At 67.7% G+C, this 18,286-nt stretch carries 11 protein-coding genes; 4 read left to right on the top strand and 7 right to left on the bottom strand.

The features are described 5' to 3' along the window. The first annotated feature begins 84 nt into the window (after positions 1-84). Complete coding sequence (eccCa, locus tag IU459_RS08580) at positions 85-4,119, top strand: type VII secretion protein EccCa (protein ID WP_195128953.1); 4,035 nt, start codon at positions 85-87, stop codon at positions 4,117-4,119. Continuing rightward, positions 4,119-5,561, top strand: a complete 1,443-nt coding sequence (locus IU459_RS08575) for a type VII secretion-associated protein (RefSeq protein WP_195128952.1) — start codon at positions 4,119-4,121, stop codon at positions 5,559-5,561. The genes eccCa and IU459_RS08575 overlap by 1 nt, the downstream gene beginning before the upstream one ends. Before the next feature lie 200 nt (positions 5,562-5,761). Here the strand turns inward: IU459_RS08575 and IU459_RS08570 are convergent, their stop codons facing one another. The 6 genes from IU459_RS08570 to IU459_RS08545 form a co-directional block, all read right to left on the bottom strand. Next, the gene (locus tag IU459_RS08570) at positions 5,762-6,064 is read right to left on the bottom strand and encodes a WXG100 family type VII secretion target (protein WP_195128951.1); all 303 of its coding nucleotides are present in this window, start codon (positions 6,062-6,064) and stop codon (positions 5,762-5,764) included. A gap of 36 nt (positions 6,065-6,100) precedes the next feature. Next, the gene (locus IU459_RS08565) at positions 6,101-6,418 is read right to left on the bottom strand and encodes a WXG100 family type VII secretion target (protein ID WP_040774529.1); all 318 of its coding nucleotides are present in this window, start codon (positions 6,416-6,418) and stop codon (positions 6,101-6,103) included. A 395-nt stretch (positions 6,419-6,813) separates the two neighbouring features. After that, positions 6,814-8,355, bottom strand: coding sequence for a serine/threonine-protein kinase (locus tag IU459_RS08560; RefSeq protein ID WP_195128950.1), 1,542 nt, complete (start codon positions 8,353-8,355; stop codon positions 6,814-6,816). Positions 8,356-8,440: 85 nt separating this feature from the next. Then, positions 8,441-9,670 (bottom strand): DUF7373 family lipoprotein, encoded by a 1,230-nt coding sequence (locus IU459_RS08555; protein WP_195128949.1) that lies wholly within the window; start codon positions 9,668-9,670, stop codon positions 8,441-8,443. Continuing rightward, entirely contained in the window at positions 9,667-10,830 is a 1,164-nt protein-coding gene (locus IU459_RS08550) for a DUF7373 family lipoprotein (RefSeq protein ID WP_228837612.1), read from the bottom strand. The genes IU459_RS08555 and IU459_RS08550 overlap by 4 nt, the downstream gene beginning before the upstream one ends. 150 nt (positions 10,831-10,980) lie before the next feature. Then, entirely contained in the window at positions 10,981-12,186 is a 1,206-nt protein-coding gene (locus IU459_RS08545) for a DUF7373 family lipoprotein (RefSeq protein WP_195128947.1), read from the bottom strand. Between the two features lie 146 nt (positions 12,187-12,332). Between IU459_RS08545 and IU459_RS08540 the strand changes: the two genes are divergently transcribed. Next, positions 12,333-13,658 carry an FHA domain-containing protein gene (locus IU459_RS08540; protein WP_195128946.1) on the top strand — a complete coding sequence of 442 codons (1,326 nt, stop codon included), beginning with the start codon at positions 12,333-12,335 and terminating at the stop codon, positions 13,656-13,658. 514 nt (positions 13,659-14,172) lie between these two features. On the opposite strand, the gene IU459_RS08535 is transcribed toward IU459_RS08540, so the two are convergent. Then, positions 14,173-15,618 (bottom strand): metallopeptidase, encoded by a 1,446-nt coding sequence (locus IU459_RS08535; protein WP_195128945.1) that lies wholly within the window; start codon positions 15,616-15,618, stop codon positions 14,173-14,175. A 106-nt stretch (positions 15,619-15,724) separates the two neighbouring features. On the opposite strand from IU459_RS08535, the gene IU459_RS08530 reads away from it, so the two are divergent. Further along, the gene (locus IU459_RS08530) at positions 15,725-18,208 is read left to right on the top strand and encodes an FHA domain-containing protein (RefSeq protein ID WP_195128944.1); all 2,484 of its coding nucleotides are present in this window, start codon (positions 15,725-15,727) and stop codon (positions 18,206-18,208) included. The last annotated feature ends 78 nt before the right edge of the window (positions 18,209-18,286 follow it).

Below are 18,286 nucleotides of genomic sequence, written 5' to 3'. Positions count from 1 at the left end.
GAATGCTGGTCGAACTGTACGACATGTCGGCTGTGACCTCTACACTGAGGCCGAATCACAGCGTTCCGAAGGGGGATCTCGTCGATGAGCACTGTCCGCTTCCAGCGCCGTGCGCGCCGCGAGATGCCCCGATCGCCCGGTGGCGAGGTCACCCTGCAGCCGCCGCCCGAAATCCCCCGGGTCACACCGGGAAACCTGCTGCTGAAGCTGATGCCGGTCGTGATGGTGATCGGCATGGTCGGCATGATGGCCCTGCTCTTCACGCAGGGCGGCGGCATCGCGTCGAATCCGATGAGCATGATGTTCCCGCTCATGATGCTGTTCTCGATGGTCGGCATGTTCGCCGGTCAGGGCGGCGGCAAGGGACAGAAAGCCGCGGAGGCCAACGAGGACCGCAAAGACTACCTGCGCTACCTCGACCAGGTCCGCAAGGACGTCGACGAGACCGCGCGCCAGCAGCGGGCTTCGGTCGAGTGGAGTCATCCTGAGCCCGGGTTGATCTGGATGCTCGCGGGCACCAGCCGGATGTGGGAACGCCGCGCGGGGGACAAGGACTTCTGCCACGCCCGCATCGGCGTCGGCGGGCAGCGCCTGGCCACCCGGCTGGTCGCGCCCGAGACCGGCCCGGTCGAGGAGCTCGAGCCGATCGCGGCGGTCTCGCTGCGCCGCTTCGTGCGGGCCCACTCCACCGTGCCCGACCTGCCGACCGCGATCGCGGTCAAGGGCTTCGCCACCATCGCGCTGGACGGCGACCGCGGCGAGGCGCGGGACATGACTCGCGCGATGTTGGTGCAGCTGTGCATGTTCCAGGCGCCCGACCAGGTGCTGGTCGCGGTCGTCTGCGGGCCCGATACCGCGCGGGAGTGGGCGTGGACCAAGTGGCTGCCGCACACTCAGCATCCGGACGCGCAGGACGGTATCGGCACCCAGCGCATGTTCTATGGCTCCATCCGGGAGGCCATGGCCGGTCTGCAACCGTTGCTGGGCAACCGGGTTCGCTATTCGCGCAACCAGCCAGCCAACGCGAACATGGTGCACATCGTCATCGTGGTCGACGGTGGCCTGCTCGAGGCCGAGGACGATCAGCTGCGGGAATCCGGCTACGAGGGCGTCACCATCATCGACCTGTGCGGCTACGCGCCGCGCCTGGCGGTGTCGCGCGGCATCAAGATGATCGTGGAGAACGGCGAGTGCGTCGGCCGCGGCGCGACCGGCAACCAGGAGCGCTTCGCGCTGATCGACCGGATCAGTCCGCAGCAGGCCCAGCAGGTGGCCCGCAGGCTCGCGCCCTACCGCGCGGCGACCCAGCGCAGCAGTGACGTGGAAACCGACGACTCCGAGGTGATCTCGACCTGGGCGCAGCTGATGGGCCTCGGCGACATCGGCATGTTCAACCCCGAGCACGCCTGGCGGCCGCGCTATGGCCGGGAACGCCTGCGTGTTCCGTTCGGTGTCGGCGCAGACGGCCTTCCGGTGGAACTGGACATCAAGGAGGCCGCCGAGAACGGCATGGGCCCGCACGGTCTGTGCATCGGCGCCACCGGTTCCGGTAAGTCGGAGTTCCTGCGCACCCTGGTTCTCAGCCTGCTCGCCACGCACTCGCCGGACCAGCTGAACCTGGTGCTGGTCGACTTCAAGGGCGGTGCGACGTTTCTCGGCCTCGACGGTGTGCCGCACGTCGCCGCCGTCATCACCAACCTGGAGGAAGAAGCCGATCTCGTCGACCGCATGAAAGACGCCCTGGCCGGTGAGATGAACCGTCGGCAGGAAGTGCTGCGTGCGGCAGGCAACTTCGCCAACGTCTCCGAATACGAGAAGGCCAGGGCCGCAGGCGCCGACCTGGACCCGCTGCCCGCCCTGTTCGTCGTGCTGGACGAGTTCTCCGAACTGCTCACCCAGCACCCGGACTTCGCCGAGCTGTTCGTCATGATCGGCCGCCTCGGCCGCTCGCTGCACGTCCATCTGCTGCTCGCCTCGCAGCGCCTGGAGGAGGGCAAGCTCAAGGGCCTGGAGAGCCACCTCTCCTATCGGATCGGCTTGAAGACGTTCTCCGCCAACGAATCTCGTCAGGTGCTCGGCGTCCCCGACGCCTACAACCTGCCGAACAACCCCGGCGGCGGCTACCTGAAGGCCGATTCCGGTGAGATCCAGCGGTTCCAGGCGTCCTACGTCTCCGGTCCCTACGTCGGGGGCGGCTCGCAGCGCGATATGACCACCGCCACCCAGTCCGGCGAAATCGACGTCCACGCACGCCCGTTCACCGCGACGCACGTCGATTTCCGTGCCGCGGACCGGGTTCCGCTGCCGCCGGAGCCGAGCCTGGAGCCCGAGCATCAGGACGAGGACGGCGAGCAGCTGTCCAACGTGAACATGCTGGTCTCCCGGATCCGCGGCCACGGCCGCCCGGCGCACGAGATCTGGCTGCCGCCGCTGGACGAGGCTCCCACGCTGGACCAACTCATCCCACGCTCGATTCTCACCGGCGAATACTCCCCGGTGGCCACGTTGCGCGCCCCGATCGGCATCGTGGACCGCCCCTACGATCAGCGCCGCGACCCGATGATCGTCGACCTGTCCGGTTCCCGCGGCAACGTCGCCGTCGTCGGCGGCCCGCAGTCCGGCAAGTCCACCGCGCTGCGCACCATGATCATGGCGATGTCGTTGACCCACACCGCCGAGCAGGTGCAGTTCTACTGCCTCGACTTCGGCGGCGGCACCTTGGCGAGCCTGCAGGGTCTGCCGCACGTCGGCTCGGTGGCCAGCCGCTTGGACGAGGACCAGGTCCGGCGCACGATCGCCGAGATGACCACCATCGTCCGGCAGCGCGAGGCCCGCTTCCGCCAGCTCGGCATCGAGTCGATGACGGAGTTCCGCAGGCTGCGCGCGGTGGACCCGTCCAGCAGCCCGGCGGCCGCGGGCGCGCACGAGGACCCGTTCGGCGACGTGTTCCTGGTGATCGACGGCTTCGGCTCGATCCGCCAGGACTTCGAGATGCTCGAGCAGACCATCATGAATCTGGCGGTGCAGGGCCTGTCCTACGGCGTGCACGTGGTGATCGCGCTGAACCGCTGGGCGGAGGCGCGTCCGGCGCTCAAGGACCAGATCGGCACCAGGATCGAGCTGCGCCTGGGTGATCCGATGGATTCCGACCTGGGCCGCAAGTTCGCCTCGCTGGTCCCGCAGGGCCGGCCGGGCCGCGGTATGACCCCCGAGTGCCTGCACATGCTGACCGGCCTGCCGCGCATCGACGGCAGCGCCGATCCGAACAACCTGGGCCAGGCGGTCGGCGACGCGGTCGCCACCATCGCCAGGCTGACGCCGGGCCGTCCCGCCCCGCAGGTCCGCATGCTGCCCGAGCAGCTGCCGCGCGAGCAGTTGCTGTACCTGGCAGGCGACTGGCCTTCGCAGGTCGATCCGAACGCCAAGTGCCTGCGAATCCCCTTCGGCATCAACGAGTCCGAGCTGGCGCCGGTCTACATCGACTTCGTCGAAAGCCCGCACTTCATCATCATCGGCGATACCGAATCGGGGAAGACGACGCTGCTGCGCTCGCTGATCGAGGGCATCGCCGCATCCAACACGCCCGACCAGGCCCGCTTCATCCTCGGTGACTATCGACGCTCCATGCTCGGCCTGGTGCCGGAGGGCTATCTCGCCGGTTACGGCTCGACGGCGCCGCAGTTCACCCAGAACATGGCCGATCTCGCCGCCTACGTCAACCAGCGCACCCCCGGCCCGGATGTCACGCCGCAGCAGCTCCGCGAGCGTTCCTGGTGGAGCGGGCCGGAACTGTTCGTCATCATCGACGACTACGACTTGGTCGCCACCTCCGCCGGCAACCCGGTCCAAGCGCTGCTGGAACACCTGCCACACGCCCGTGACCTCGGTTTCCACGTGATCATCGCGCGCCGCTCGGGTGGCGCCAGCCGGGCGATGTTCGAGGCGACGCTGGCCAGGATGCGCGATCTGGGTTCGGCCGGATTGATTCTGAGCTGCAGCAAGGACGAAGGCGTGCTGATGGGCACCAAGCGTCCGAGCCCGATGCCGGCGGGACGCGGCACCTATGTCACCCGGAATACCGAGGGACTGGTCCAGACGGCGTGGATGCCGTCGCCCTGATGTCCGAAGTCGAGCTGGTCATCACGGAAGCGCGCCTCTGGGCGCGTGGCGCTACCACGCACTGGGACCTGCCGCCCTCGATCGTGCTGGGCAGCAATGGTTTCGATCTCGTCGTGGGGCAGCCGCTGACTCCGCCCACCCAGGTCGGCTCGGCGGTCCAGTTCATCCCCGCCGACGTCATCGCTTTGCCTCCCCGCACGCCGTCGGTGGTGGACGCGATGGGCGCCGTCTTCACCAGCGTGCTGGACAACTTGCGGATCGCCACGCCGTGCGCACGAATCACCCTCGTCTGCCCGACCGAGTGGGGCGCCGGTCGCCGGAGCGTGCTCGAGCAGGCGGCGCGCCGCTGCACGGCGGATGTCGCGTTCGAGGACATCGCGGTGCGTGCGGTCGCGACGGACGAGGGCACCAGCCACAGCCAGCGCACCCTGGTGCTGGAGTTCGGCTTGCTCACCACCACGGCATCCACCGTCATTCGAAGCCATCACGGTGTCCACATCGAGTCCTGCGAGCACGAACCCGCCCTCGCGCTTGCGGAGATCACCCCGGGCGCACCAGGATTCGATGCGCTCCGTGCTCTCATCGACCGGCTGCTCGATGGTCGGCCGGTCGACGTTGCCCAGGTGGTCGGCGTCGCCGATACCGCGAAACTCGACCTCCTCGGTGCGGCTATCGAGCAGACCGTCGGGACCGCCGTCGCGGTGCGTCCGGTCGCGGGCGCAGATCTCGTCCGTGGTCGCAATGTCGAACCGAGCCCACGAGAAGCGGCACCGGCCGCGCCTTCGCACGCCGAGTGGATGCAACCGCTGCGGGAGCGTGCGGCGGCCCAACAGCCGGGGTATCGCGCGACCGGCGTCGCGCTCGCGGGGATCGCCGCTGTGGTAGTCGTCGCCCTGGTAGTGGTTGCCGCGGTGATTCTCGTGAACCGTGACGCCGATACTACGACGGCCGCACCGAGCACGGAACCAGCGCCGACCAGCGCTGCGGTCCCGCCCGCCAGCAGCACTTCGGCGGCCGATCCAGAAACCTTCGGCCGCATCAGTTTTCGCGTTCCGCCCGGGTGGCGCGTCGCGTCGACACCGGAGAGCGGACGGGCGCGCATCGATTTGGTGCCGGAAGATGCTGCTCGGCAACGCATTACGCTGGTGCAGACGCCGCTTGCCGCGGGTTCCGGTTATGAGCAGGTCGCCGCGAAGCTGGAGGCGCAGATCGCGCAACGCCCGTCCGGGGTACTGACCGACGTGAAACGCGATGTCGTGTTCGGTGGTCGTTCCGGCCTGGCTTACTCGGAACGTCCCGGTGACGGATCGACTGTCCGCTGGCATGTCCTGTTGGAGTACGGCATTCAGGTCAGCATCGGCTGCCAGTACGCCGGAGACGGTTGGGACGCGTTGGAGACCCAGTGCGCGAATTTCGGCGACTCCGTGCGCGTTATTCCGTGATCAGAATGTAGCGCTGTGGAGGCACCGCTGGGCCCGGTGGCTACCGGTTCGCCGCCAGATACTGAATCACCGCACCACGGCGAGATACACGCTGTCTCTCGGCGCCGATCGCGCCGCCTCTGCGTGAACGCCGCCACCGTCTTTCTATGATTCGAGCCCCCGGTACGCGTACCGGGGGCTCGAATCGGCCGAGACGGATCTCAGAAGAGGCCCGCCAGCGTGGTGTCGGTGGCCTGCAGGTCGGAGTTGCCGCTGCTGACCAGGCGGCCCGCGCTTTCCAGCGTGGTGTTCAGTTGGGTGATGTTGGTGTTCCACTGGGCCTGCAGCGACGCGAACGCGTCGTTCGCGTCACCCTTCCAGTAGTTGGTCACGAAGTCGGTGACCTGCTTGTGGAAGTCTTCGAGCATGGACATGACGTTGCGGGCCTCGGCCACGATGGCCTGGGCGCCCGCGTCGACCTCGCCGAAGTTAGAGGCAATCCGTCCGGGATCGTTCGCTACCATAAGGAGCTCCTTGTTGTCTGTGGTTCAGCTGTGGAATCAGGGAAGGTCCAGGCTGGAGGCCTGCGCGGCCACCTGCTGGGCGAACTGCTGGTCCTGATCCGCGAACTTCCGTCCAGCGTGGGCGAGCTTGTCCGAAGTCTGATCCAGCTGGTCGCTCAGCTTCCGAGCCTGGGCGAAGTAGCTGTCCATGAACGTGTCGAACGCCTGACGCGCCGCACCGCTCCAGGTGGCGGTGGTCTGGTCCGACTTGTTGTTCAGTGCGGTGATCGCGGTCTGCAGATCCTGGTGCCGCTGCCGGCAGTTGTCCACAAACTTCGTGATCGCCTCTTCGCTCGCTTCGAGCTGTCCTGCCATTTCGGCTCCTTTCGGTTCCCGTCTCGGCCAACGGCGGAAGCCTCAGTTGGCCTGTACATCTGGTTGGACGCGGTGCGGGTCTGATCGGTTCCATCCGACTCGTAAAATGTTCGGCATCGCCCCACGAGATCAGTGCCCTGCGTCGTCGCCCGGCTCGTCCATGGTTTCGTGGCCACATGCGGGCCCGCTCGAAAGACCACGGTGCGGACCGGGTCTGCATGACTTGGTAACGCCAGCGCTCGGCTCCCCTCCTTCCCCCTGCTCGCTGCTGTAATGATCGGCGAGTGGGCTGGCTGGGTACACCTTACCGAACGCCTATGTCCGCCGCTACCAGCAGATTGCAGCTCGACCGCGACGAAAGCCGTTAGACCGGAAGCGAAGAGGCTGTTGCGCGTCTACTTCACCCGGTTGCGCAGCACCGGAAGCAGCCGGTCGAGCAATGTCTGTTCGGAGGACTGATTCCAATTCCGGACCGCGGCGACGGCAGCGGGATCGTCCAGGGGGATCACCGTGGCGCGGGTGCCGGAGACCTGATAGGGCAGACCGAGCAGACCACCGCCGCCCGCTTTCTCGTCGCTGCGCACGGCCAGCACGTAGCCGTCCGTCGCGACCTCCAGCTTCGCGGTGGTCGTCAGTTCCCGCGGCGACGCTTCGTCGCCCTGCTTGGCGTAGTTCAGGTTGTAGACGAATCCGAGATCTTCCAAGAACTTCGTCTGCGGGGTGCCGCCGAGAAAGATCGAGACCTGCGTGCCGCGCGGTACGTCCACCATCGTGATGGTCTTGCCCCGGAACACCGGGTTGTTCGCACGCGCCTGCTCGATGGGCGACAGCGAATTCGGTGCGGCCGTGCTGCTCGCCGCGGCGACGGCAGGGGCCGACTCACCCCGGTTCAGCGCCCAGATGCCGATTCCCGCGGCGAGCGCGACGATGACGACGCCGATGCCGGCCATGAGCAGGGGCTTCCGGCTGGGCGACGGTGCGGCCGCCGCGGTGTCGACCCGGGAGGCGGCGCGGCGTGATTCGGTCGCGAGCGTCGGGTCGAAAACCTGAATCGGGTAGGTCGGGGAGGTATTGGTGGCGACCGGGTTGTAGCCCGGAGTGAGGGCGCTCGCGGCCGCGTCGGTGAATTCCCGGCAGCTGTTGAAGCGTTCGGCCGGGTTCTTGGCCATGGCACGCGCGAAGACCTGGTCGATAACCGGGGGCAGGCCAGGGTTGACCGCGGTGGCCAACGGCGGCGGCTCATGCAGGTGACCCATCATCACCAGCGCGGGTTGCGTTCCCGGGTAGGGGTTCTGGCCGGTGAGCAGTTTGAAGAACGAGCACGCGAGGCTGTAGACGTCGGCGCGGTGGTCGAGCGGGCTGCCGGTGAGCTGCTCAGGCGGGGCGTAGGCGATGGTGGCGACGAAACTGCCGGTCTGGGTGAGTTCGGTGGTGTCGTCATTGGATTTGGCGACCCCGAAGTCGGTGAGCAGGACGCGTTCTTCTTCGCCGTCCGCGGGGGTGGAGAGCAGGAAATTGGCGGGTTTGACGTCGCGGTGCAGCAGGCCCTTGCGATGCGCGTAATCGAGACCCTTTCCGACCTCGGTCGTGATGCGCAGTGCGCGAAGCGGATTCATCGCGTGCGGGTCGCGGGCGAGCTCGGCGGCGGCATCGGTGCCGTCCACGTACTGCATGGCGATCCACAACTGGCCGTGTTCTTCACCGCGGTTGTACACCGAGACGATATTCGGGTGGTCGAGCCCGGCGGCGAGATTGGCCTCCCGTTCGAAACGGGTACGGAACTCGTAGTCGCGGCTGAGTTCGCCGCCGAGCACCTTCAGCGCGTCAGTCCTCGGCAAGCTGGGATGTTTGGCCAGATACACGGTGCCCATACCGCCCGCACCGAGCACGCGCAGGATGCGGTACCCGCCGACGATGGTCCCGGGGCTCATCGCCATCTTTCACGATCTCCTGACTCGACGCGGGCCACTGCGTTCGCAACGCAGCAGCATACTGGACTCGGGTCGTGCGGAATGTGCGGCATTATCGGCTGTTCGCGAAAATGGAGTATTGTGCGGCCGCGCGCTGCTGGGCGTCGAGCAGCTGATTTCCGGCGACGAAGCCGACGTATTCTTTGTACGCCACGATGCAGGTGAATCGTTTGTCGTCGAACAGCCCGGACTTGTTCTCCACACATGCCGAGTCGGGCAGATGCGGAGGTGGCTCGGCCGCCCCGGCCGTGAACGTCGGCGTCATGCGTTCCGCGGCGACTCGCCGCGCGGCGTCCGGACTCGATGTGCGAATCACCAGTGTGCCGTTGGACATTGCGAATTTCTCCGCGCCCATCGCCGTGAAGCGTTCTTTCGCGTAGTTCCGGTCTTCGGCGTAATGCATGATCCCGCGCAGACCGAACAAGGCTTGCGTCGCATCGAAACTCGGGGTCTGCACCTTGTTCGCGTTCAGTGTGCGGCTCAGCAGATGGTCCGGATCCCAGGGCAGCCGCAGCATCTGTTCCTCGGTCAGCGGCGGCAACTGGTCGAGCAGCGGGAGCTGGGTGTCGTACGCCTTCTCCGCCAGCGCGATCAAGGCGTCGCGGTCGGGAGCGTTGACCGACACAAGGAACGCCACCAAATAGGTCCCGTGCGCGAGCAGCGCGCGCAGGAAGGGCGATCCGGGACGCCAATGTGCCCGTGCTTGCGCGTATTTGGGCAGTGCGACCGGCTCGTTCCGGTCGCGGTACGCGCCGAAATCGGCGTCGTGGAACTCGGCCGCGGCTTGCCGGGCGCGATCCGGATCGGGGAATTGCATGACGACCGTGCTGACGGTTGTCGAGTTGGCCCGCGGTTTGGTCGGCCATCCCGAGGCGAACATGCTGATGTTCTGATCGGAGCCGTTGGTCCGGAACCCGAACATCATGCGGTTCCGTTGCGCGATCGGCTTCATATCCTCCGGACGACCGAGTTCGTCGGGCAGGACCCCGCTGCTGACGCTCGAGGACGACCAGCCGTATTTGAGCCGCGGATCGATGTCGTAGGCGGAGACGACGTGATCGGCCAGCCGCATCGCGGCCACTTTGTTCATGTGAATGAACTGGGGCAGATAGTCGTCGTCGTGCGCATTCGGGGGCTCGGTGGAGTAATTGCCGGTGTCCAGATGGCGAATGTCGATTTCACCGGGCCGCGCGGTGCCCGGCATCGTCGAACCGCACGCGGCGAGGATCGCGGCGGAGACAACGCAGACGAATACGGCCGGGACGATGCGAAGGGATCTCATGTGGCATTCACCAACAATGCGTACTGGGCGGAGATTCGTTGCTGCGCGTCGAGCAGCTGATGGGACCAGGCGAAGGCCGCGTAGCGGTCGTAGGACACCGAGCAGTAGAACCGGATGGCGATGGTCTTGTTGCCGATGTACTCCTTGCACTGGGCGGCGGGAAGGCCTTTCGGTGACTCGGACCCGCGGAACTTCTTGCTGAGACCGCCACGCTCCTCCCGCAATCGCGCGGCCGCGGCCGCGTCGCGCGCTCGGAACACATCGGTGCCGTCGGTCGCGAACCGATCCACTCCCGCCGCTTCGATGCGCCTGCGGTCCTCCGCCGAATCGGTGGTGAAGTGCAAGGCGCCCTGGCCGGTGTACGCGCCGGGCGGGTCGATCCAGGAGTCTTCCCGCGGCCGTGGAAGCGTGCGATCGAGCATGCGGTCCATGTCGATCGGCAACGTCATCAGCTGGTCGACCGGTGTGGGGGTGAACCGGCTGATCGACGCGACCACGGTGTCGAGGCTCTTCTCGACCAAGGTGAGCAGCTCGGAAAGCTCGACCTTCTCCAGGAAGATCTTCAGGTAGTCGTAGATCCAGGTGTAGACGACGAACTTCCCGGTCGCGAACCAGGATCCGATCGACTGCTCCTGCGGCTGCCAGTGCGCATGCGCCGCCGGGTATTTCGGGATCTGCACCGGTGCGTTCCGCTCGTTGGCCTCGAAGTCGACGCGCTCCAGCGCGGCCGCGGCGGCGGCAGCCTTCTGTTCGTCGGGGAAGACGAGGACGGCGTTCACCAGGTCCGTGCCGCGGTTGTCCGGCGCGCTGCCCGCGTTGCTGAGGAATCCCGCGACGAAATCCGGTGCGGCCTCCGCGAACCGGGAGACATCCATGATCCGCCCGAGCGCGTTCTTGGGCTCGATGAAGATCTTCGAGATGGACGGGTTCGCGTGGACGAACGCGGGGTCGATGTCCGACGGCGCGGGAACGAAGTTCGCCAGCCGCTCCGCCTCGACCATGCGCGCCTGATCGGGATTCTTCACCGTCCCCAGCTCACGTGGCGTGGTCGCGTAGTTGCCCACGTCCAGCTGGGCCAGATCGACCGGACGCGCCGACTGCTCGGTACCGGCCTCCGAGTCGCCGCACGCGCCGGTACCCGCGGCCACGACAGCGGCCATGATCAGGGCACAGGCGGCCCGGGTCGGTCGCGTTATCGCGCCGTACTGCACTTACTTCCCTCCCCTGACTGCGGTGGTTGCGGCCGAATGCTACTTCACCCCGCCTCGCGATCCGCCGATCGCGAGGGCGCCGACCGGCACCACCGCGTGTCAGAAACTGTTCGCCAGCAGCGCGTACTCCGCGGCCACCTTCTGTCGGACGTCTGGTTCCTTATCACTGGTGACGACCCCGACGTAACGCTTGTATGCGACGTAACAGCGGTACTTGTACTCCTTTTCCGGGTCGCCCTTGCTGTTGAGCTGAAGACACTTGGCGCCGGGGACGTCCTTGGGCGCGCCGAGGGTGTCGTAGTGGCCGCCTTCGCTTTCCAGCAGGCCGGTGACCAGCTTCTGGGCGGCGGCCGCGTCGTGGGTGCGGGCGACGTAGCTGTCGTCGGCGACGGCGGTGCGGTCAACGCCCGCGTCCTCGATCAGGCGCAGGTGCGTCGCCTCGTCGTCGGCGCGGTGCACGGTGTGGTAGCCGCCGTACACGGCGAAGGTCGCCGGGTCGGGAGCTCGGTTGGCGCGGTCGGCGACCGCGACGCGAGCGAGCAGGTCGTCCGGGTCGACTTTCAGGGTGTCGAGCCGGGCGACCGGGGTCGCGGTGAACTTGTCCAGCTGCGGGACCTGGGCGGCGAGGGTCTTGTCGACCCACTTCGTCAGGTCGTCGCCGTCGGCCGTCGGCCGCTGGATGAACAAGGAGATGACGAATTCCTTGTGGGCCATGAAGGTGCCGACGGTGGGAACGCCTGGGCGCCAGTGGATGTAGGCATCGGGAAATTTGCTGGACGGCAGTTTGCGGTTGTCCGGTGACACGGCGATGTCGACGTCCTCGAGTTCGCGGGCGGCGAGTTTCGCGGTGGCCTCGTCGGGGAAGCGGAACACCACATTGGTGACCGCCGTGGCGTCGGCGGCCGGGTTGGACTGCCCCGCCGGATCGGGGCGGTCGGCGCCGCTGACGGCGTACCCCACGACCAGCTTGCGCGTGTCGAAGACCGGTTTGGAGACCTTGGCCACGAAGTCGAGCGCCTGCTCGGCGTCCGCGACGACGGTACTGCCGCGCCCGACCTTCAGGGACGGATCGATGCGCACGGTCGGGACCACCGCGTCGGACATCCGCATGCCCTCCAGCAGCGCGCCCTTGCCGCGGGAGTCCTGGTCGTACTCGTGCCGGTCGACGGGATAGGTGCCGACTTCCAGCATCCGCACGTCGATCTCCCCCGCGGTGGGGGTCCCCTGCACGCCCGCGCAGCCGGTCAGCAATCCTGCCAATGCGAGACATGACGCGGCGAGCGCGATGCGTTGCGTCCGAACCATCTCAGGGCCCCTCGTTCCTCCCGTTGCTGACACTGAAGTTACCCGACGGACGCCGGGCAGGGGGACCGATGGTGTCCGTATTGCAATACCCTTGTCGGTGTGGCGACGACCCTGCACTGCATCCCCGGTAGAGGCCGATTCCGGTGATGGATCGGCAGGTCGAGGTCGTCGCGGGCAGCCATGCCGTGGCCAGGGTCGCCGGCGCGGTGATCGTCGTCGCGCACCGCGGGCCGGGCAGGCCGGCCCACGATTCGCCCGCCGTTGTCGCACTCGAATCACTGGCCGAACTGGTGCGTGAGGCCACCGATCGGGAGCCGGACGGGCCGGGCGCCATGGTGGCGCGGCAGGCCACGCGCTGGCTCATGAAACACGCCGAGCAGATCAGCCCCGGCGAACCGATCGACTTCGGCATCCTGTCCACCGCCGAGAACGGCGGCGTGGCGATCTTCCTGCACGGCGCGATCACCGCCGTTCTGGCCGATGACGGTGCGGTCGAGCAGTATCGCGGCAGCGACGCGGCGTTCACCGTGGATCGGGTCGCGGGCGTGCCCGCGCGGGCGGTGGCCTTGTTCGTCGACGACGCGAAGGGCCGCGTCCCTGAGCTGCCGCCGGAGCGTGGCATCGGCTGGCTGGTCGAGGGTGTCGCGCAGGCGGGCGGCGCGATCGTCTGGTCCGACGGAGCCCGCGGCCGGGTCCCTGCGAGTGGCCGGGCATCCCGCCCGGAGAGTATGCGGCGCCGCCCCGAGGCGCCACCGCTGCCGACCGCGCGCATCGCACACGAGCCGCCCGCCGAATCCGAACGGCAGCACCCCGAACCGCAGCATTCGGCGGACCGGTCCGCGCCGTCCATCGAGATGCGCACCGGGGAGTCCGAGCAGGCGCCGATCGACCCGCACAACGCGCCGACGCAATTGGGCGGCACCAACCCCGCGCCGCGTCCGGACCCGGAGTTACAGCGTCGTCTGGAGGCGACCGCGCGGGCCACCGCGCTCACCGTCAAGGTGATGGGATTCAAATGCGCGCGTGCGCATCCCACCGATCCGCGCGCCGCGTTCTGCACCGTGTGCGGGATGCCGGTCGACCAGACGCAGCCGCTGATCGAGGTGGTGCGCCCGCCGCTGGGCATGCTGATCCTCGACGACGGCATGACCTACATGCTGGTCGCGGACGCCGTGATCGGCCGCGATCCGGAGCATTCCGCGGCGGCCGAGCGTGGCCTCGTGCCGCTGCGCGTCGAGGACGCCTCCGGCGGCATGTCGCGCGCGCACGCCGAGATCCGCCTGGTGAATTGGGATGTCACCGTGGTGGATCGGGGCTCGACCAACGGCACCCGCACCCGCCTGCCCGGCTACCGGGACTGGATGCGCCTGGCGCCGAACCAGTCCATGGTGCTGGTTCCGGGCGCCGAGATCATGCTCGGCAACCGCGTACTGCGCTTCGAACTCGCCGCGCCGCCACCCTTCGGCCGCTGATCGCGGGATCGGTTCCCCCCCGATCCTGTCCACCCAGAAATTTCGCCGGCACGAACCTCGGTGCTCGCGGTGTGTCTCTATAGCTTCGTCGGCCGCCCGCAGAAACTCGATGGAACCGATCGCAGCGCCGATGCATCCAACAGTAGTGGGGGCAACTGCTCCTGCTGCGGCATGAACGACCGGGTAATGCGTTCTGTCGCTGTCGATCCGGAGAGGAGACCGAGTATGTTTCGTGTGGTCGCCAAGGCCGCGGTCGTTGCTGCGGGCATTGCGATTACCACCGCCGGGATCGGAGCTGTCGGCGCGTTTGCCGAGCCCCAACCGCCTACCGACGGGGTGCATTGCTTCGAGCAGGATGCGCCGGAGGCGAACAGGGTACCGATGTACTTCCCATTGCGGAAGACATGTCCGCCAGGGTGGATTCCTGCTCCGGGCTGGCAGAACTGAGTCTCGGTCCGGTCCGGCGCAGCGTTGTGTTGCCGCGTCGGGCCGGCGGTCCGGACGGACAAGAGCTTTAAGAATATCGCGCCTCGCAGGCCCTTTCGCCGTTCATGACGCCCGCGCGAAAAGCATCGACGCGGGAGAAGCCACTCCGTACGGTCTGGCCCTGTACGTCGCTGGCTGCCAGGCCGTCGGTGAGCAGGCCAGAGACCGCCTCATCGAGATCGCCTGCGGAGAGCATGATGTCACCCTGGCTGACCGGTCGTCCGGATTCGGCAAGTTTGCCGGTAACCACTCCGGACAGGCACGCCGCGCGCAGTCCGGTCTTGGCGCCGACCAGACTCTGGCCGCGGCTGTGCTGGACGGCCAGGGTGTATCGAGCGATGAACACGATGTAGCCGTTGTAGTCGCCGGTCACTTTGAGGGGCAGTGGGTCGTCCTCGTCGTAGTTGGAAGTACCCCGCGCGGCGAGGCCGGGTATGTCAGTGGCGATCGTGTTCGTGGCCGGGCAGTACGAGACCGGTTCCGTGACCACGCCGTTGCGGCATTCGATCGTTGCTCGGGAGTAGTCATAGGTCGGGTCGTCGTCGACTGGCAGAATGGCTTTGAGCGCCTTTGTGAGCTCGACCAAGTTGCCCTTCGATATGGGGTACTCGCCGCGCGCTTCGTCACCACTGAAACTCTGTGGCAGGTTGGCGCGGCGCTGGTCGATCTCGTCCTTGTCGATGCCCTTGCAGGCACGCGGCCCGTCGGTGAAGCCGATCTGTACCGCGGTGACCCGCTCGAAGGCGGACCCGTGCACGCTCTCCGGGTCGTCGGGGTTGGAGTCGCGGATGGCCACGGTGGCGGCGAGCACCGAGTTGAGGCCGTCGGAGGTGTTGATGGTGAAGTGCTTCGCCTTGCCTTCGGCGACGTGGCGCATGAACGCGCCCGCGAAGCAATCGGCCTGCTGCTCTTTGACGATCACCGGGTCCTTCGGCCCGACGATCTTGGCCATGGTCTGCACCGCGTGCCCGTACTCGTGCGCGAGCACCATCACGACGGCCATCTTCCCGAAGGTCTCCTCCATGGTGGGAAGCAGGACGGAGCGATCCCAGCCGATGGAATTGTCCAACCGGCAGTAGGCGGCGTTCACCAGACGGTAGGTGTTCTCCTTGCAGAACTCGATCGCCTCGGAGCGCCCGGACTTCGCGCTCCAGGAAACCAGCTTCTCGACCGGTTTGAACTCGGCTTGGAATTCCTTGCCGAACTCACCCCGCCAGTAGGTCTGGATGTCGTCGACGGCGTTGAGCGCCAGGGTGTCCACCGGGCCGCGGTCGCCGTTGGTCGCGGTCAGCGGGCTGTCCGGGACACCGGAGCGCGGTCCGCTCGGCCCGCTCGTGGTGGGAAGGCCGGCGACCTTGAACGGATCGTCGTAGATGGAAACGGCGTGGCCGTCCACGAATCGAGTACAGCCCCCGACCAGCACCAGAACGCTGAGCAGCGCGGTAACGAGCGCAGTCGCTTTGGCTGTCGGCATGGCTCCCCCTAGTCGGCCGGAATCGCATTCACATCGGTCGCCGGATCGGGGTAGAGGCGCATCGGGGGCACCGCCGATGTCCGGGTGATGGAATAGTATCCGCTGCATGTCTTCACCGGGGGCGCAGACCATCACCGTGCGCCATGATGGAAACGAACGAGTATTCGATTCGAGCCAGCAGGTCACCATGGGCCGCGCGCCGGAAGTGACGCTGTTCGTCGACAGCCCGCTCGTCTCCCGGGTGCACGCGACGCTCGCCTGGCAGGGCAGTGCCTGGGTGTTGACCGACAACAGGAGCACCAACGGCGTGTTCGTCGACGCGCGCAGGGTGACCCAGCCGGTGTCGATCGATCGACCCACCCAGGTACGACTCGGTGACGCGATCAGCGGTCCGCTGCTGCACCTGCTGCCCGCGAACCCGCAACACCCGCAACGGCCTTCGATGCGGCCGCCGCAACCGGCGCCGCAGCCCGGACCGCCCCCGCAGGTTCGGCCGCCCGCGCAGCAGTTCCAGCGCCCGCACTATCCGCCGCCGCAGGACGTGCCCGCGCCCGCGCTGAACGTCAACATGACGACCAGGGCCGACACTTCGAACATGCCGCCGGTCCGGGCCAGGGCCGCCACGGCGCCGGTCGCCCGCGCGGACCGGATTCCCCAGACCGGTCTGGCCATCGGCCGCACCACCGACAACCAGATCGTCGTCAACGATCCGCTGGCCTCCCGCAAGCACGCCCGCCTCGTCGCCTCCGCCGAGGGACTGACCATCGAGGACCTCGGTTCGGCGAACGGCACCTTCGTCAACGGGCACCGGCAGCAGCGGGCGGTGCTGCGCGAGCGGGACATCATCACCATCGGCAACGTCGACTTCGTCGTCCAGCAGGGCGCGCTGGTGCACCGGCAGAAGCCGGTCGCCGAGCAGGGCCTCGCGGTGCACGGTGTCGGGTTCACCGTCGAAGGCAACAAGCAACTGCTCGTCGACGTGAACATGTCGGCCAGCCGCGGGACCCTCACCGCGCTGATCGGCCCTTCCGGCGCGGGCAAATCCACGCTGTCGCGGCTGATCGCGGGCACCACCCGCCCCTCGGGCGGCGTGGTCACCTTCGAGGGCCGCAACCTGCACGCCGAGTACGAGGCGCTGCGCTCCCGTATCGGCATGGTGCCGCAGGACGACGTGCTGCACCGCCAGCTCACCGTGCGCCAAGCGCTCGGTTTCGCGGCCGAGCTGCGGCTGCCGCGCGACAACAGCAAGGAAGACCGGCAGAAGGTGATCGACGGTGTGCTGCAAGAGCTTTCGCTCACCGAGCACGCCGACACGAGGGTCGACCGGCTGTCCGGTGGTCAGCGCAAGCGCGCCTCGGTGGCGCTGGAACTGCTGACCGGCCCGTCGCTGCTCATCCTGGACGAACCCACCTCGGGCCTGGACCCGGCGCTGGACCGGCAGGTCATGGTGATGCTGCGCGAGCTCGCCGACGCCGGCCGCGTGGTGATCGTGGTGACCCACTCGGTGGCGCACCTGGACATGTGCGATCAGGTGCTGTTGCTCGCGCCCGGCGGCAAGACCGCCTACTGCGGCAACCCCGCCGGTGTCGGCGCGGCGCTCGGGACCAGCGACTGGGCGGAGATCTTCGCCAACGTCGCGGCCAATCCGGATCAGGCGTTCGCGGCCTATCGATCCCGGCAGGCGTTCGCGCCGCCGCCTCCGCCCCCGCCGCAGCCGTACGGACCCGCGGGCAGTCCGCCGCAGTCCAGCCGGGGCAAACAGTTCTCGACCCTGGCGCGCAGGCAGATCCGGCTCATTCTGGCCGATCGCGGCTACCTGACGTTCCTGGTGATCCTGCCGTTCATCCTCGGCGCGCTGTCCCTGGTAGTGCCCGGCAAGAACGGTTTCCAGCGCGGGGCCTTGAAGGCGCTGCCCGACGGCACGTTCGTGCCCGAAGGCGGCGGCGAGACCCAGCAGCTACTGGTGGTGCTGATTCTCGGCGCCTGCTTCATGGGCTCCACGCTCACGGTGCGCGACCTGGTCGGCGAGCGGACCATCTTCCATCGCGAACGCGCGGTCGGACTGCTGCCTTCGGCGTACCTGATGGCGAAGATCGCCGTGTTCAGCGTCACCGCGCTGCTGCAGTCGGCGGTGCTGGTCGGCATCGTGCTGGCGGGCAAGAAGCGCCCCGGCGAGGGCGCGGTGCTGGCGTCCGGCAGCGCGGAGCTCTACATCGACATCGCGCTGACCGCGGTCTGCTGCGTGGTCGTCGGCCTGCTGCTCTCGTCGCTGGCCAAGTCGAACGAACAGGTGATGCCGCTGCTGGTGGTGGCCGTCATGTGCCAGTTCGTGATGGCGGGCGGTCTGATCCCGGTCACCGGACGGGTGGTGCTCGAGCAGGTGTCCTGGTTGTTCCCGGCCCGCTGGGGCTATGCCGCGGGCGCGTCGACGGTGAACATCCGCGAGTTGTTCCTCAACGCGCAGCCCGACACGCTCTGGCAGCACAAACAGGAGATCTGGGCGCTGGACGTCGGCGTGCTGTTGTTGATCACCTTGGTGCTCGCGATCGTCACGTGGCGCCGGTTGCGACTGAAGAAGTCGGCGACGTGAGACGTTCCCCACGACTCGCGGGCGCCGCAGCGCGGGAAAACGGTGACGACCGGGGCCGGGCCACAACGGCGAGCATCT

The organism is Nocardia amamiensis (assembly GCF_015477605.1).
Lineage (GTDB): Bacteria > Actinomycetota > Actinomycetes > Mycobacteriales > Mycobacteriaceae > Nocardia > Nocardia amamiensis_A.
The sequence above is the reverse complement of the archived record's forward strand: the minus strand, read 5'-3'. Positions and strand labels throughout refer to the sequence as shown.

Excerpts from the sequence above, each read along its gene's own strand:
- eccCa (WP_195128953.1), top strand. The coding sequence starts at position 85 with ATGAGCACTGTCCGCTTCCAGCGCCGTGCGCGCCGCGAGATGCCCCGA.
- IU459_RS08575 (WP_195128952.1), top strand. The coding sequence starts at position 4,119 with ATGTCCGAAGTCGAGCTGGTCATCACGGAAGCGCGCCTCTGGGCGCGT.
- IU459_RS08570 (WP_195128951.1), bottom strand. The coding sequence starts at position 6,064 with ATGGTAGCGAACGATCCCGGACGGATTGCCTCTAACTTCGGCGAGGTC.
- IU459_RS08565 (WP_040774529.1), bottom strand. The coding sequence starts at position 6,418 with ATGGCAGGACAGCTCGAAGCGAGCGAAGAGGCGATCACGAAGTTTGTG.
- IU459_RS08560 (WP_195128950.1), bottom strand. The coding sequence starts at position 8,355 with ATGGCGATGAGCCCCGGGACCATCGTCGGCGGGTACCGCATCCTGCGC.
- IU459_RS08555 (WP_195128949.1), bottom strand. The coding sequence starts at position 9,670 with ATGAGATCCCTTCGCATCGTCCCGGCCGTATTCGTCTGCGTTGTCTCC.
- IU459_RS08550 (WP_228837612.1), bottom strand. The coding sequence starts at position 10,830 with ATGGCCGCTGTCGTGGCCGCGGGTACCGGCGCGTGCGGCGACTCGGAG.
- IU459_RS08545 (WP_195128947.1), bottom strand. The coding sequence starts at position 12,186 with ATGGTTCGGACGCAACGCATCGCGCTCGCCGCGTCATGTCTCGCATTG.
- IU459_RS08540 (WP_195128946.1), top strand. The coding sequence starts at position 12,333 with ATGGATCGGCAGGTCGAGGTCGTCGCGGGCAGCCATGCCGTGGCCAGG.
- IU459_RS08535 (WP_195128945.1), bottom strand. The coding sequence starts at position 15,618 with ATGCCGACAGCCAAAGCGACTGCGCTCGTTACCGCGCTGCTCAGCGTT.
- IU459_RS08530 (WP_195128944.1), top strand. The coding sequence starts at position 15,725 with ATGTCTTCACCGGGGGCGCAGACCATCACCGTGCGCCATGATGGAAAC.